We start from the raw sequence: 14,346 nt of genomic DNA on the forward strand, positions 1-14,346 counted from the left end.
CAGACATGAAAAAATATCTGATCGCTGGCGCCGTGGCGCTGGCTTTTGGCGGCGCGCATGCCGCCGACGTGGCGCCGCGCGCCGAAAACGCTTACCTGTCGCAAGCCGACGCCGCCGCCCGTTCGGCGCGCGTCAGCAATGTCGACTACACGCTGGAGTTCGCGCTGACCGGCAAGGAAAGCTTCAGCGGCACCACCACCCTGAGCTTCGACCTGAAAGACGTGTCGCAGCCGCTGACCATCGACCTGGACAAGGCCACCATCGGCAGCATGACTGTCAACGGTAAAGCAGTGACGCCGCAGTACAACAAGTGGTTCATCACGCTGGCGCCGGCCGACCTGGTCGCCGGCCGCAACACCGTCACCATCGCCTACACCCGTTTGCACAGCACCAACGGCGAAGGCCTGCACCGCATGGTCGATCCGGTCGATGGCCGCGTCTATACCTATTCGCACTTCGAACCGGCCGCCGCGCACCAGATGTTCCCGGTGTTCGACCAGCCCGACCTGAAAGGCACCTACCAGGTGACCGTGACCACGCCGGCCGACTGGGTGGTGTCGTCGACGATGCGCGAAACCGGCGTACAGGACGTGGACGGCGGCAAGAAGTGGACCTTCCCGCGCTCGAAGAAGCTAAGCCCGTACAACTTCGCCATGCACGCCGGTCCGTACAAGGTATGGGAAGACACCAGCGGCAAGTACCCGATGCGCCTGTTCGCGCGCCAGTCGGTGGCGTCGCAGGTGTCGCCGCAGGAATGGTTCAAGTACACCAAGCAGGGCCTGGCCTTCTTCGACCAGTACTTCGGCGTGCCGTACCAGTTCGAGAAGTATGACCAGCTGCTGGTGCCGGACTTCCTGTACGGCGCCATGGAAAACGCGGCCGCCATCACCTTCGGCGAAGGCAGCTTCCTGCACAAGGAAGAAATGACGGCGGCGCAGAAGCAGTCGCTGGCCGGCGTCATCCTGCACGAAATGGCGCACCAGTGGTTCGGCGACCTGGTCACCATGAAGTGGTGGAACGGCCTGTGGTTGAACGAAAGCTTCGCGTCCTTCATGGGCACGCTGGCGACCGCCGAGTCGACCGAGTTCACCAATGCGTGGCAGGGCTTCTACTCGGGCGGCAAGCAGGCCGCCTACGTGCAGGACCAGCGCGTGACCACGCACGCGATCGAAACGCCGGTGCCGTCGACCGCGAACGCGTTCGACAATATCGACGCCATCACCTACTCGAAAGGCGCGTCGACGCTAAAGCAGCTGCGCCACCTGCTAGGCGAGGAAGTGTTCCGCAAGGGCGTGCATAACTACCTGGTCAAGTACCAGTACCAGAACGCCACGCTGGACAACTTCATCGGCAGCCTGGGTGAAGCGGCCGGTCGCGACCTGAGCGGCTGGACCAAGGAATGGCTGTACGAAGCGGGCGTCAACACCATCGCGGCTGACTTCAGCTGCGCCGGCGGCAAGGTCAGCTCCTTCACGCTGCGCCAGAGCGCGACCACCAAGGAACTGCCGACCCTGCGCGAGCAGCGCGTGCAGATCGGTCTGTTCAACCTGAGCGCGAAAGGCCTGAGCCTGAGCAAGAACGTCGCCATCACCTACAAGGGCGAGGCCACCGCCGTGCCGGAGTTGCAGGGCGCCGCCTGCCCGGACCTGGTGTATCCGAACTACCAGGACTGGGGCTTCGCGCAGGTACAACTGGACAAGAAGTCGTTCGCGACCGCGCAGTCCAGCCTGAGCAAGGTGGATGATCCGCTGCTGCGTTCGATGCTGTGGCAGAGCCTGTGGGATGGCGTGCGTGCAGCCAAGCTGCCGCTGAACGACTTCCTGAAAACCGCGCTGGCCAACGCGCCGGCCGAGAAGGACTACACGCTGCTGGGCGACATCGTCGACAAGGTGCGTGCTTCCAAAGGCTATCTGGAAGCGCAGGGCCCGTCGGCGTACAGCGCCAAGGTTGGCGTGCAGCTGGAGCAGATGGCGTTTGCCGCCACCAAGGCGGCCACCGACAACAACTTCCAGCGCCGCTGGTTCTCGACCTACCTGGGTCTGGCCAGCAGCCCGACTGCGTTGAAGCAGCTGGCCGATATCCTGAGCGGCAAGCTGGTGGTGCCGCGCCTGAACGTGTCGCAGGACGTACGCTGGGACATCATCCGTCGTCTGAACCGCTTTGCCTATCCAGGCAGCGAGGCGTTGCTGGCTGCCGAGCAGGAACGCGACAAGTCGGATAGCGGCCAGCAGGCGGCGATTTCGGCGGCCGTGGTGCGTCCGGATGCGAAAGTGAAGGCCGAGTGGGCGGCAACGATTGCCGACCTGCAGACCAAGCTGCCGTTCTCCAAGGTGCGCACGGCGATGGGCAGCATGTACCCGACCGAGCAGAAAGCGCTGAATGAGCAGACTGCCGCGCAGCGTCTGGCGACGCTGGGTGCGGTGGACAAGGCTGCGGGTCCGGTCTACATGCGTGCTTATGGTGCGTCGATGATACCGGCGACGTGCACGCCAGCCAGCGTTGAGCGTCTGGATGCGGCGATTGCCGGCTTGCCGGATTTGTCGGCGGGTACGCGTCGCGCGTTGCTGGTGACGCGGCAGGAAGATGAGCGTTGTGTGGCCATCAAGAAGGCGATGACCGTGCGCTAACGGGGTAACAGCTTTTTTACCCCTAACGAAAGGGTCTGACCCCATGCGGGGTCAGACCCTGGCCGCAGCGGTGTGCGGGTTTCGCGGGTGCCGCACGCTTTTAAAGCGGCAAGCAACGTCAACCCCGCTATTGCGCAGGCGGCTCGCTGACAGTCCGCTGGTTCAGCGCGCACACCCCAGCCTGGCAACTGGCGCCAGGATCGCTGACCACCGAGCAAGTAGACATCATGCCCTGCCGGTTATCCTCCGCCCGACGCGCGGCCACATGCTGCCCGACCAGCGCCTTGAGTCTGGCGCCATCCCCATCCTTGCTCGACCACGCAATATAGTTCTCCGGACCACCGCAAGCCTTGGCGCCCACACCCAAGCTATGACACTGGCTGTCATTGTCGCAACTAAGCCTGGTGTTGGCAGCCTGCACCTGCTGCCACAACGACACGCTGGCGTTCTCCGCCGCCGGCGGTCTTGCACCGGCACAAGCGCTGAGAATCAGCAGGCTGGCCGTGGCCAGGCGAAGGGAGCGGAGGCGGGGCAGGATGTTCATGGCTTCATCATGATCCATTACAGGGATTCGCGCAATCGCGCCTTGCGCGCCACGCCATCGGGACCGAACAAAACGATGAACTCGGACGGCTCGCCGCCATCGCGCGCCGGCGGATAGCTGTAACGCCACGCCTGGTAGCCGTTATCAAAACTGACCACCTGCGCCGCACCGAGGCGGGCGCGCATCAGCGCGGTGGTGTTGTGGTCGGCGGCGACGGCACTGTCTTCCGCGCCTGGTGGACTGTCCATATCCTCAAAAGACAACAAGGTATCGTCCGACCAGCCGCGATCCCAGACCGGCGCGTAATAGCTGCGGTCCAGCAGTACCTGGCAATCGCAGTAGGGCAGGGTGGACGGCGTCTGCGTGCCACCGGCGTACAAGGCGCGGAACGGCAGCGTGGCGCTGCGCCCGCCATCGCGCAGCGTGACGGCAAACACCGGATGCTCGGCGAAAAACAGGTAGTTGCCTTCCGCCGTGTTGCACACGCGCTCAGGGCTGGTGAACATCTCGCCCAGCCAGGCGAAGATCTGCGCGTTGTTGGACAGCAAGCCAGCCTCCACGCCGACCATGCACTCAAGCCGCAGGTCGCCGAGCCGGCGCATGCCCTCCGGTACATTGGGACTGCGCACCTGCGCGCGCCAGGTGAGCGTGCTGGTCTTGCGGCTGGCGATCAGCGCGGCGTCTTCCCTGGCCGCTTGCGCGTTGCGCTCCAGCGTGAAGCTGTGATCGGCGGCAACCGTCACCGGCAGCGACATGCTGTCGCCGGCCACGCGCAGCGTGATGCCGTCCAGTTGCGTGGTCGGCAGGCGCGGCAGCAGCTGGAAGCGCAGCGTGGCTTGCGGCGCCAGCGCGTGATTGCGTTCGAAGATGTCCATGCCGGCAAGCATCTTGCGGTAGGACTTGTCGACCGGATCACGGGTGGCGGCCACGGTGACGCTGGGTGCGGTCTGGGCCACGGCGACGCCAGCTGCCAGCAACCATGCCGTGAGAAAAATCGTCAGGATGCGCATGAGGGCTAGCGTAAAGCATCGCGCCAGCCGGCGGCGCACCGCTGGCGGGTTCAGCCGGTTTGCTGGTCGGCGATCCAGCGCAACAGGTCGCGGCCGAAGACGCGGATGCGGGCGGTGTCGACCTGGCGCCGTTTGTACTCTTCGTGGCTGGCCGGGCCGCTCAGGCTGCGCTGGTAGCTGGCTTCATCCATCAGCTGGATTTCGTACTCAAAGAAAAAGCCGACGTCGTACTCCTGCTCCGGCGCCGCATCCAGCTGCTGCACGTGGATCATCTTGCGCACCGTCACCTGCATGCTGTTGAAGCCGGAGCCGCTGTGCGGATTGTCGCAGCGCGTTTGCGGCTGCGCGATCTCGGCCAGTTCCGCATCCATCTGCCGCAGCAGGTCCAGCGGATAGCCGTCGGCATGCTCCAGCTGCGCGCGGTACTTGCAGAAAACCTGTTTGGCCGCATCCAGGTCCAGCAGCGTGTTGCGGGTGCGTTCGGCGTCGACATTGGTCACCGACAGCAGATGCGCGCGTTGCAAGGTGCGCAGGGCCAGCAGGCATTCGCAGCGGGTGGCGAACACCAGCCGCACGCCCAGGTGGTCGAAAATATCCGCCGCCAGATAAGCGGCTTTTTGCAGCAGCTTGAGCAGGATGCTGCCGCGGCCCTTGTTGTCCTTGCGGTCGTAGTGCAGCAGCGGCAGGCAGAGTTCTCCGTCGGTCAGGTAATGGCGCTCGCCGTCATGGCGGATCACCTCGTCCAGCGTGCCGAACACCTGCGCGCGGATGGCGTGGAAATGCCGCAGCTTGAGGTTGTTGTCGATGTAGAAGATCCCATGCATCACCTTCAGCACCGCGCACGCCCACATGCGCCGCGCATCGACCTGCTGGCCGCGCAGCGAGGCATACACCAGCAGCTGCAGCGGGTCGTCGGGCTCGATGACTTCGGCCGGGATCAAGCCGGCCTGGCCCGGTTCCAGAAAGGTGCTGCGGATGAACTCGATCGCCTCGCGGTGCGCGCGCCGTATCAGCGCCGCCGCCGCCGGCTCGTCCAGGTCGAAGCCGTATTCGCGCACGAACTGGCGGGCGTCGTCCAGGTTGCGCAGGGCCAGCGCGCCAAGATCGATCGCCGAGGTGCCGTTGGCGATCGCGTTCAGATAACCCCAGTTCAGCGACAATTTGCCCGCGCCCTTGAGCGAGGGTTGTAATTCTGTCATACCCTAGTCTCCTGCTACCGCATTACTTTTATATTAATACGTTGTCGGTTGGAACTATAATAACGCCTTTATTTGTGATCCGTAGCTTATGACGCTTCCCCGCACCGCCCGTATTGCCATTCTGCTGCCTTGTTACAACGAGGCACTGACCATCGGCGCCATCGTGCACAACTTCCGGACCTATGTGCCGCAGGCGCAGATCTATGTGTTCGACAACAACTCGACCGACGGCACGGCGCAGATCGCGCGTGCCGCCGGCGCCATCGTGCGCAATGTGTCGGCGCAAGGCAAGGGCAGCGTGGTGCGGCGCATGTTTGCCGACATTGAAGCAGATGCCTATGTGATGGCCGATGGCGACGACACCTACGACGCCAGCGTGTCGCCACAGTTGATCGAACGGCTGCTGGGCGAAGGGCTGGACATGGTGGTGGGTAACCGCGTCAGCACCGAACAGGAGGCCTACCGACCCGGTCACCGCTTCGGCAACGCCCTGCTGACCGGCTTCGTATCCTTTATTTTTGGCCGCACCTTCACCGATATTTTGTCGGGCTATCGCGTGTTTTCGCGGCGCTACGTGAAGTCCTTTGCGGCCCATTCGGCCGGCTTCGAAATCGAAACCGAACTGACTGTCCATGCGCTGGAGCTGCGCATGCCGGTGGCGGAAGTGGCGACCGCCTATAAATCGCGGCCGGAAGGCTCGGTCAGCAAATTGAATACCTACCGTGATGGCGCGCGCATCCTGACCACCATCTTCCGCCTGTTCAAGTCGGAACGGCCGCTGGCGTTTTACTCGATCGGCGCGGCGCTGTTTGCGTTGTTGTCGGTGATCCTGGCAGAACCGCTGGCGGACACTTATCTGCGCACCGGCCTGGTGCCTCGCCTGCCCACCGCCGTCCTGTGCGCCGCACTGATGCTGTTTGGCGTGATCCTGCTAGTGTGCGGCATTATCCTGGATGCGGTCACCAAAGGCCGGGTCGAGCAAAAGCGCTTTGCCTACCTGGCCCAACCCGGCCCGATGTTGCCCGAACATGACTAAGGCCACCGTGCAGTTGTTCCGCTTTGCGGTAACCGGCGTGATTGGCCTTGGCGCTGATGTGCTGGTGTTATATGGCGCGATGGCGCTGGGTTGCGGCCCGTATCCGGGCCGGCTGCTCTCCTTCCTGGCGGCGGTATGCGTCACTTGGCGCATCAACCGCCGCTACACGTTTACGTCGACCGGTTCGCAGTGGCGCGAGTGGTGGCGTTACCTGGCCGCCATGAGCGGTGGCGCCTTGCTGAATCTGGCGGCCTACTCGCTGACGCTGTGGCTGATGCCAGCCGCCGTCTGGCTGCCGGCACTGGGCGTGGCCATTGGTTCCTTGTCCGGTATGCTGGCAAATTTTTTCAGCGCCAAATTCCTTGTCTTCAAATCCTGATCCATGAAATTGCCCCGCTTCGCTTTCCTGAACCACCCGCGTACAGACCTGCTGGCCGCCGTGTTTGTCCCGGTGTTGTGCGGCTTGCTGTCGCTTCTGAGCGGACAGGACGATGGCTGGGATATGCGCAACTATCACCTTTATAACGCCTATGCGTTGTTTCATGGCCGCATCGGTTTTGACATGGCCCCTGGGGCTTTTCAGAGCTACTTCAATCCCACTATCGAGCTGCCTTACTATTTCTTGACGCAGTGGTGTCCGCCGCGCCTGGCCGGTTTCCTGATGGGCGTACTGCACGGCCTGAACTTTGTGCTGCTCGCTGTGATTGCGCGGCAGTTGCCCGATGTGGCGGGCCAGTCGCGCGTGGCGCTGCTGCTGGCCGCCACCGGCCTGATGACGCCGGGATTCCTCAGCGAGCTTGGCAATACCATGGGCGACAACCTGACCGCGTTGATGGTGCTGGGAGCGGTTTACCTGCTGTTGCGCCATTGGACCGTCATGCAGCAATGGGGCCTGCGCGCCGTGCTGGCGGCGCTGGCCGCCGGCTTGGTAATGGGCATCGGCACCGGCATGAAGCTGACCAACGCCGTCTATGCCGTTGGTCTGTGCCTGTCGCTGCTGGTGACGCCGCAGCTCTGGTGGCAGCGGCTGCGGCTGGCGTTTGTGTTCGGCGTCGGGGTGATCGGCGGTATCGCATTGAGCGCGGGCTGGTGGTTCCTGACCATGTGGCATATGTTCGGCAATCCGCTGTTTCCCCAATTTAACAACCTGTTCCACAGCCCGCTGGCGCCGGAAGCCGGGGTCATCGAAAGCATCTTCCTGCCGAAAGGGCTGCTGGAAAACCTGCTATGGCCCTTCGTCTTTGCGCTGGACCCGCTGCGCGTCGGCGAGCTGTCCATGAAGCTGTTTGTCTGGCCGGTGATGTACACCCTGGTGCTGGCGTTTTTTGGCGTGCAAGTGCTGCGCCGGACGGCTGACCGCCGTAGCGTGTTTCTGCTGCTGTTTGTGGCGATCTCGTATCTGGTGTGGATGCGTTTATTCAGCATCCAGCGTTACCTGATTCCGCTGGAACTGCTGGCGCCGATCGTGATCTGGCTCGCGCTGCACGGCGTGATGCGCGGTTTGCCGGCGGCACGCCGCGTGGCCTGGGCGGTATTGGCGCTGCTGGCGGTGACCGTGTTTCCGGTAGCGAACTGGGGACATGCCGCCTGGGGCGAGCGCAGCTTCAGTGCACAAACACCGGCGCTTGCGGCGCCGGCGGCCAGCGTTATCTTCATCGCCCAGTTGCATCCGCCCATGGGCTGGATGTCGATGTTCATGCCGCCGCAGGCACGGGTTGTACGGCTGGGCGGCATGCCGGAGTCGCCAGGCTATCTGCAGCGCTTGCATGACGTGATTGCCGAGCGTCCGGGACCGCACTATGTGATGCTGGCGGCCAGCAAGAACGATAAACAGTCCGCATTGGAACGCAAACTGGCCGCCGCCACGTCGCTGGGCTTGACCGCCGATGTGGGCGGCTGCGGACGGCTGTCATGGCTGATGCGCCATGTGCGCTTCCAGGCCAGCCTGCGTGACCTGCCCGCCGGCGGTTGCACGCTGGACCTGCTGCCGGAATACCAGATCGATCTCGCCGCGCAGGACCGCGTGCAGGTGCAAGCCGTGGCGGCAGACATGGCGCGTTTCGGCCTCGGCATTGACGCCGCCAGCTGCGTTGTCTACCAGGCGGCGGTTGGACGCGAGCCGTATCCTTACCAGTGGTGTCGGGTCGAAAAATTGCCACGGTAAGCGGAAAGGACAGCATGGTGTTGCAATAAGCACTACAATATTCGGCATCTGTCCTATTCTGGAGTCCGCATGTCGTTTCTGATTGTCCTTGCCGCACTGGTATTCCTGATGCTGGCCGCGTATCGCGGCTACAGCGTGATCCTGTTTGCGCCGGTGGCCGCGCTGGGCGCGGTGCTGCTGACCGATCCCGGTGCGGTGGCGCCGGTGTTCAGCGGCATCTTCATGGACAAGATGGTGGGCTTCATCAAGCTGTACTTCCCGGTGTTCCTGCTGGGTGCGGTGTTCGGCAAGCTGATCGAGCTGTCGGGCTTTTCGGAGGCCATCGTGGTGGCGGCCATCAAGTACATCGGCCGTTCGCGCGCCAACGCCGTCATCGTGCTGGTGTGCGCGCTGCTGACGTATGGCGGCGTGTCGCTGTTCGTGGTGGTGTTTGCCGTGTATCCGTTCGCGGCCGAGCTGTATCGCCAGAGCAATATCCCCAAGCGGCTGATGCCGGGCGCGATTGCGCTGGGGGCGTTTTCGTTCACCATGGATACGCTGCCGGGCACGCCGCAGATCCAGAACATCATTCCGACCACCTTCTTCAAGACCACCGGCTGGGCCGCGCCGTCGCTGGGCGTGATCGGCTCCATCGTCACGCTGGCAGCCGGACTGGCCTTCCTGGAATGGCGCCGCCGTTCGGCGATGGCCACGGGCGAGGGCTATGGCGAGGACGCCGGCAAGTCCGGCGTGGCGGCCGCCGGCGCGGCGCGCGGCGCGTTGCCGCATCCGCTGTTGTCGGTGGCGCCGCTGGTGCTGGTGGGCGTGGCCAACTTCGCGCTGACCAAGCTGATTCCCGGCTGGTACGGCGACAACTACGCGCTGACCGCCGACGCCTTGCCCGGCCTGCATGCGCCGGTGAACCTGGCCATCAAGTCGGTGATCGGTATCTGGGCGGTGGAAGGCGCGCTGCTGCTGGGCATCCTGCTGACGGTCGCCACCGCGTTCGGCCGCATCCGCGATGCGTTTGCCGAGGGCACCAAGGCCGCCGTCGGCGGCGCGCTGCTGGCGGCGATGAACACCGCGTCGGAATATGGTTTCGGCGGCGTCATCGCCGCGTTGCCGGGCTTTCTGTCGGTCAGCCAGGCGCTGCGCAGCGTGCCCGATCCGCTGGTGAATGCGGCGGTGTCGGTGACGTCGCTGGCCGGCATCACCGGCTCGGCCTCGGGCGGCATGAGCATTGCGCTGGCGGCGATGTCGGACCAGTTCATCAAGGCGGCCGAGGCCGCGCACATTCCGCTGGAGGTGATGCACCGCGTGGTGGCCATGGCCAGCGGCGGCATGGATACCCTGCCGCACAACGGCGCCGTGATCACGCTGCTGGCCGTCACCGGCCTGACGCACCGCCAGTCCTACCGCGACATCTTCGGCGTGACGGTGATCAAGACGCTGGCTGTGTTCGTGGTGATCGCGGTTTACTATCTGACCGGGCTGGTTTAAGCGCGGGCGGATACTGCTGCTGGCAGCTGGTGCAGAAGAAGCTGCGGCGCCGGGTCTTGCCCAGGTGCGCCTTGTGGAACGGAATATGGCAGCGCGGGCAGATCGATTTGGTGTGCGCCAGCCAGTGCTGCTTCAGTACGGAGGCTTTCTTCCAGCGCAGGAAATCGAAGGCGTAGGCCTGCATCTCCTTGACCAGCTCGCGCTGCTTGGCGGCCGGCAGCGCGCCGACGGTCGATAGCGGATGGACGCGGATGCGGAACAGCACTTCGTTCTTGAAGATGTTGCCGGCGCCGGAAAAAATATCCTGGTCGAGCGCGGCGTCGCACACCAGCATGTCGGGCTGCTCGCGCAGCTTTTTCAGCGCCAGTTTCGCATCCCATTCGTCGGACATGACATCGCTGCGCCAGTCGTACTGTGCATCCAGGTCCGGCGGCAGCTGCTTGACCGAGCAGGTGTAGAAATTGAATTCCTCGCCGTCGTCGAAGCCGAGGCTGAGGCGTGGTTCGGCATCCTTGCGTTCGTTGATGCGGTAGCTGCCGAACATCAGCAGATGGATGCGCAGCGCCAGGTCGGGCATCTGGATCAGGAAGTGCTTGCCCCAGCTGCGCAGCGCGACGATTTTCTGGCCGGGCAGCGCATCGACATCCACCGTCTTGCTGTTGCCGCTGGCGTGCGTGATGGTGCGGCCGACAAAGCCTTCGGCCTGTTCGCGCAAGATAACGATTGATGGTCCTTCCGGCATGGCCAGCCTCCCGTGGATACTGGCCTCCAGTGTCGCCGCCCCGCGCCGGCGGGACTGTACGCTAGTTCACCGAGCCGTCCAGCAGGTTGTGGATGCTGTAGCTCATCATCGCCAGGAAGGCCACCAGGCCGAGGTACATGACGCCGTAGGTGATGCGGGTGTCGCGCGGCACGTTGTAATAATCGGCGGCGGCCTTGTCGGGATTGCCCCAGATGGCTTCCTTCAGCTGCGGGTAGGCCAGCACCGCCACCAGGATCAGCATCGGGCTTGGATGGTAGAAGAACAGCGCCGCCAGCAGCGGCACGCCGGCCAGCCACACCTTGGGCGAGATGATGGCGGTGATGCGGCCGCCGTCCAGCGGCGACATCGGTATCAGGTTGAACAGGTTGAGCATGCAGCCGGAATAGGCCAGGGCCAGCAGCAGGTTGCTGTCCTGGTCGCGGGCGATGAAGTAGCAGGCCACCGACGCCAGCGTGCCGGCCAGCGGCCCGGCAAAGCCGATGTAGGCTTCGGTCTCGACATCGTGCGGCAGTTCCTTCAGCGCGATCCAGGCGCCGACGAAGGGGATGAAGGTCGGCGCGCCGACGTCCAGCCCGCGCTGGCGCGCCGCCACGTAATGGCCCATTTCATGGACGAAGATCAGCGCCACAAAGCCGGCCGCGTAGCGCCATCCAAACACCCAGCTGTAGACGACAATGGAAATCAGCATGGTGCCGCAGGTCGTCAGCAGCTTGCCCATTTTGCCGGCCGCCAGCAGCCAGATGATCAGCTTGCCCATGGCCTTACTCCGGTTTGCTCAGGTCGACGGCGGCGGCTTTCTCTGCCTTCTTGCGGCCCAGCAGCTTGTAGACCCAGCTGCCCGCCGCCGCCAGGCCCAACAGGATGGCTTTCTTGAACGCCAGCAGCAGCGCGAAGATCTTGCCGAAGAAGCCCAGCTTGGCCGCGATGCCGCCCGCCACCAGCGCGGCGATGCCGTATTCCGCCACCTTGTCGGTGCCGGCGTTGAAGTCGGTATAGCGGTTGCCCGGCGTGAAGTCGGTGAAGGCGGTGACCTTCTTCATCTCCTGCTTGACCTGCGCGATCTGGTTCATGCCGGCCACCGCGTTCAGCACCAGCACGCCTTCGCGGCCCAGCACGCGGATGTTGTAGTTGAGGCCGTTTTCCTGGCTGCCGTCGGTATGCAGTTCCTTGGCCCAGTACAGCTTGTGCTGATCCTTGTCGTAGCTCGGCTGTTCGGCCCAGCCCACCAGCGACATGGCGGCGTAGCCTTGTTCCTTGCGCGCCTTGTTGTTTTCGTCCATGCCTTCCTTCATGTCCTTCAGCAGGTCGGCGTAGTTGATCTTGTCGGCATCGTCGTCCTTGACGTGGCCGTCCTTGTCGTAGGTGACCACCACGCCCCAGCCGGACGCGCTCAGCGGATTGACGTCGGCCGGCACGATCATGCCCAGCGTCTTGGCGCCGGGCGGATTGCCCCAGCCGTCGGTGAGCAGTTTTTCGGCGTCGGCTGGATCGAGGTAGCGGAAGCTGGGCGGCAGGTCCAGCGTGGCGATGTCGCCGGGCAGCTTGATCTGGCCTTCGCGGAACGTCAGCGCGGCGAGGAACTGCTGGGCGGTCAGCTGCGGTGCGGACGCGGCGGGATCGGCGGCCATGGCCGGCAGTGCGGCGATCAGGCTCAGGCAGAGCAGGGCGGTGAGGATGCGGCGCATGGATACTCCTTGTTATAAAGGCTATATCCTACCGGAAACATTTATGTATTTGGTAATTATTTATGACATTGTCGTCCTGTTTGATTCGTGGCAGTATGACCGGTCCATGTATCGCCCTTACGGAGGCCCGATTGAAAAAAACCATGCTTGCATTATCCTTGCTTGCCGCCTTTGCCGCACACGCCGCGACCGGCCCCGAGTTCGACGCCAAACGTCTGTCGCAGGACGTCAAGGTATTGTCGTCCGACGAATTTGAAGGCCGCGGCCCGAACACCGCCGGCGAGACCAAGACCGTCGCCTACCTGATCGAACAATTCAAGGCGGCCGGCCTGAAGCCGGGCGGCGACGTGGTCAAGGGCCAGCGCTCGTGGACCCAGGACGTGCCGCTGGGCCGTTTTGAGATCAAGGGCCCGGTCACGCTGAGCGTCAGCGACGGCAAGACCGTGCAGCCACTGAAGCAGGGCGACGACCTGTCCGTGCGCGCCGCCATGAACGGCTCCAGGCTGGTGGACTTCAAGAACGCGCCGCTGGTGTTCGTCGGCTACGGCGTCAACGCGCCGGAGCGCAAGTGGGACGACTTCAAGGGACAGGATCTGAAGGGCAAGCTGGCGGTGGTGCTGATCAACGATCCGGACTTCGAAACCGGCGAGGGCGATTTCGGCGGCAAGGCCATGACCTACTACGGCCGCTGGACCTACAAGTACGAAGAGATGGCGCGCCGCGGCGCGCTGGGCACCATCATCGTGCACGAAACCGCGCCGGCCTCCTACGGCTGGAACACGGTGAAGAACTCCAACACCAACGTCATGTACGACATCGTGCGCAAGAAGCCGGCGGAGGCGCACGCGCCGATGGAAGCGTGGATACAGCGCGACCTGGCGGTCGACCTGTTCAAGCGCGGCGGCCTCGATTTCGAAGCGCTGAAGAAGCAGGCGCAAACCCGCGACTTCAAGCCGGTGGAACTGAAGAACGTCACGCTGTCGGCCAACTACGCGGTGAGCGCGCAGGTGATCGTGTCGAAGAACGTGGCGGCGCGCATCGTCGGCGCTTCGGCGCCGAAGGAAACCGTGATCTACAGCGGCCACTGGGACCACCTGGGCGTCGGCCTGCCTGACGCCAAGGGCGACAAGATCTACAACGGCGCGGTCGACAACGGCACCGGCATCGCCGCGCTGCTGGAACTGGCGCGCGCCTACGGCAAAGCCCCGGCGCCGGCGCGCAGCGTGGTGTTCCTGGCGGTGACCGCCGAAGAAAAAGGCCTGCTGGGTTCCGAGTACTATTCGGCCAATCCGCTGTACCCGCTGGCCACCACGGTCGGCGTGATCAATATGGACGCCCTGAGCCCACACGGCCTGACGCGCAACTTCACCATCTCCGGCAGCGCCAAGCTGGATCTGCTGGATGAGCTGATCGCCAAGGCCAAGCAGTGGAACCTGGTGTACAAGCCGGACCCGAAACCGGAAGCGGGCCACTTCTTCCGCTCGGACCACTTCTCGTTCGCCAAGCGCGGCGTGCCGGCCATCTCGTATGGTTCGGGCGACGACCTGGTGGAAGGCGGCGTGGCGGCCGGCAAAAAGCTGGAAGACGACTACACCACCAACAACTACCACCAGCCTTCCGACGAGTGGAGCGCCAGCTGGACCTTCGCCAGCATGACGCACGACCTGGGCATGCTATATGCGCTGGGCCGCGACCTGGCCGACTCCAAGGTCTGGCCGAACTGGGCGCAGGACGCCGAGTTCCGCGCCGCGCGCGACGCCACGGCGGCGCAGCGAAAATAAAACTAGCCAACCTTGCCTAAAACTTAATAGAATGGTCGGGCGCCTGCTGCAATGCCGG

The 14,346-nt window shown here is 64.0% G+C and carries 12 protein-coding genes; 6 read left to right on the forward strand and 6 right to left on the reverse strand.

Translation table 11 applies throughout. The features are described 5' to 3' along the window. The first annotated feature begins 5 nt into the window (after positions 1 to 5). Complete coding sequence (gene pepN, locus GJ698_RS22600; protein WP_154360120.1) at positions 6 to 2,627, forward strand: aminopeptidase N; 2,622 nt, start codon at positions 6 to 8, stop codon at positions 2,625 to 2,627. A gap of 127 nt (positions 2,628 to 2,754) precedes the next feature. On the opposite strand, the gene GJ698_RS22605 is transcribed toward pepN, so the two are convergent. Genes GJ698_RS22605 through GJ698_RS22615 form a run of 3 tightly spaced genes read right to left on the reverse strand, consistent with a single transcriptional unit; the run spans position 2,755 to position 5,380 of the window. Further along, entirely contained in the window at positions 2,755 to 3,171 is a 417-nt protein-coding gene (locus tag GJ698_RS22605; protein ID WP_154360121.1) for a hypothetical protein, read from the reverse strand. Positions 3,172 to 3,188: 17 nt separating this feature from the next. Then, a complete protein-coding gene (locus GJ698_RS22610) occupies positions 3,189 to 4,181 on the reverse strand; it encodes a hypothetical protein (protein ID WP_229260126.1) in 993 nt (330 codons plus the stop codon). 50 nt (positions 4,182 to 4,231) lie between these two features. Then, positions 4,232 to 5,380, reverse strand: a complete 1,149-nt coding sequence (locus GJ698_RS22615) for a TIGR04552 family protein (RefSeq protein WP_154360122.1) — start codon at positions 5,378 to 5,380, stop codon at positions 4,232 to 4,234. A gap of 88 nt (positions 5,381 to 5,468) precedes the next feature. On the opposite strand from GJ698_RS22615, the gene GJ698_RS22620 reads away from it, so the two are divergent. From GJ698_RS22620 to GJ698_RS22635, 4 genes are all read left to right on the forward strand, one after another. After that, positions 5,469 to 6,416 carry a glycosyltransferase gene (locus GJ698_RS22620; RefSeq protein ID WP_154360123.1) on the forward strand — a complete coding sequence of 316 codons (948 nt, stop codon included), beginning with the start codon at positions 5,469 to 5,471 and terminating at the stop codon, positions 6,414 to 6,416. Then, on the forward strand, positions 6,409 to 6,795 hold the full coding sequence (locus GJ698_RS22625; protein ID WP_154360124.1) for a GtrA family protein: 387 nt from the start codon (positions 6,409 to 6,411) through the stop codon (positions 6,793 to 6,795). Before GJ698_RS22620 ends, GJ698_RS22625 begins: the two co-directional genes overlap by 8 nt. A gap of 3 nt (positions 6,796 to 6,798) precedes the next feature. Beyond that, positions 6,799 to 8,580 (forward strand): hypothetical protein, encoded by a 1,782-nt coding sequence (locus tag GJ698_RS22630; RefSeq protein WP_154360125.1) that lies wholly within the window; start codon positions 6,799 to 6,801, stop codon positions 8,578 to 8,580. 69 nt (positions 8,581 to 8,649) lie between these two features. Next, entirely contained in the window at positions 8,650 to 10,059 is a 1,410-nt protein-coding gene (locus GJ698_RS22635; protein ID WP_154360126.1) for a GntP family permease, read from the forward strand. Here GJ698_RS22635 and GJ698_RS22640 read toward each other — a convergent pair. The 3 genes from GJ698_RS22640 to GJ698_RS22650 all read right to left on the reverse strand — a co-directional run bounded on the left by GJ698_RS22640 (position 10,001) and on the right by GJ698_RS22650 (position 12,507). Continuing rightward, complete coding sequence (locus GJ698_RS22640) at positions 10,001 to 10,801, reverse strand: DNA-formamidopyrimidine glycosylase family protein (RefSeq protein WP_154360127.1); 801 nt, start codon at positions 10,799 to 10,801, stop codon at positions 10,001 to 10,003. The genes GJ698_RS22635 and GJ698_RS22640 overlap by 59 nt on opposite strands. A gap of 61 nt (positions 10,802 to 10,862) precedes the next feature. After that, the gene (locus tag GJ698_RS22645) at positions 10,863 to 11,579 is read right to left on the reverse strand and encodes a site-2 protease family protein (protein WP_154360128.1); all 717 of its coding nucleotides are present in this window, start codon (positions 11,577 to 11,579) and stop codon (positions 10,863 to 10,865) included. A 4-nt stretch (positions 11,580 to 11,583) separates the two neighbouring features. Continuing rightward, a complete protein-coding gene (locus tag GJ698_RS22650; RefSeq protein ID WP_154360129.1) occupies positions 11,584 to 12,507 on the reverse strand; it encodes a DUF2167 domain-containing protein in 924 nt (307 codons plus the stop codon). Between the two features lie 143 nt (positions 12,508 to 12,650). Between GJ698_RS22650 and GJ698_RS22655 the strand changes: the two genes are divergently transcribed. Next, positions 12,651 to 14,288 (forward strand): M28 family metallopeptidase, encoded by a 1,638-nt coding sequence (locus GJ698_RS22655; protein ID WP_208023869.1) that lies wholly within the window; start codon positions 12,651 to 12,653, stop codon positions 14,286 to 14,288. Positions 14,289 to 14,346: the final 58 nt, after the last annotated feature.

The organism is Duganella aquatilis (assembly GCF_009674565.1).
GTDB lineage: Bacteria > Pseudomonadota > Gammaproteobacteria > Burkholderiales > Burkholderiaceae_D > Rugamonas > Rugamonas aquatilis.

Coding starts and splice junctions, on each gene's coding strand:
- GJ698_RS22635 (WP_154360126.1), top strand. CDS start 8,650: ATGTCGTTTCTGATTGTCCTTGCCGCACTGGTATTCCTGATGCTGGCC.
- GJ698_RS22625 (WP_154360124.1), top strand. CDS start 6,409: ATGACTAAGGCCACCGTGCAGTTGTTCCGCTTTGCGGTAACCGGCGTG.
- GJ698_RS22650 (WP_154360129.1), bottom strand. CDS start 12,507: ATGCGCCGCATCCTCACCGCCCTGCTCTGCCTGAGCCTGATCGCCGCA.
- GJ698_RS22645 (WP_154360128.1), bottom strand. CDS start 11,579: ATGGGCAAGCTGATCATCTGGCTGCTGGCGGCCGGCAAAATGGGCAAG.
- GJ698_RS22620 (WP_154360123.1), top strand. CDS start 5,469: ATGACGCTTCCCCGCACCGCCCGTATTGCCATTCTGCTGCCTTGTTAC.
- GJ698_RS22630 (WP_154360125.1), top strand. CDS start 6,799: ATGAAATTGCCCCGCTTCGCTTTCCTGAACCACCCGCGTACAGACCTG.
- GJ698_RS22655 (WP_208023869.1), top strand. CDS start 12,651: ATGCTTGCATTATCCTTGCTTGCCGCCTTTGCCGCACACGCCGCGACC.
- GJ698_RS22640 (WP_154360127.1), bottom strand. CDS start 10,801: ATGCCGGAAGGACCATCAATCGTTATCTTGCGCGAACAGGCCGAAGGC.
- GJ698_RS22610 (WP_229260126.1), bottom strand. CDS start 4,181: ATGCGCATCCTGACGATTTTTCTCACGGCATGGTTGCTGGCAGCTGGC.
- pepN (WP_154360120.1), top strand. CDS start 6: ATGAAAAAATATCTGATCGCTGGCGCCGTGGCGCTGGCTTTTGGCGGC.
- GJ698_RS22605 (WP_154360121.1), bottom strand. CDS start 3,171: ATGAACATCCTGCCCCGCCTCCGCTCCCTTCGCCTGGCCACGGCCAGC.
- GJ698_RS22615 (WP_154360122.1), bottom strand. CDS start 5,380: ATGACAGAATTACAACCCTCGCTCAAGGGCGCGGGCAAATTGTCGCTG.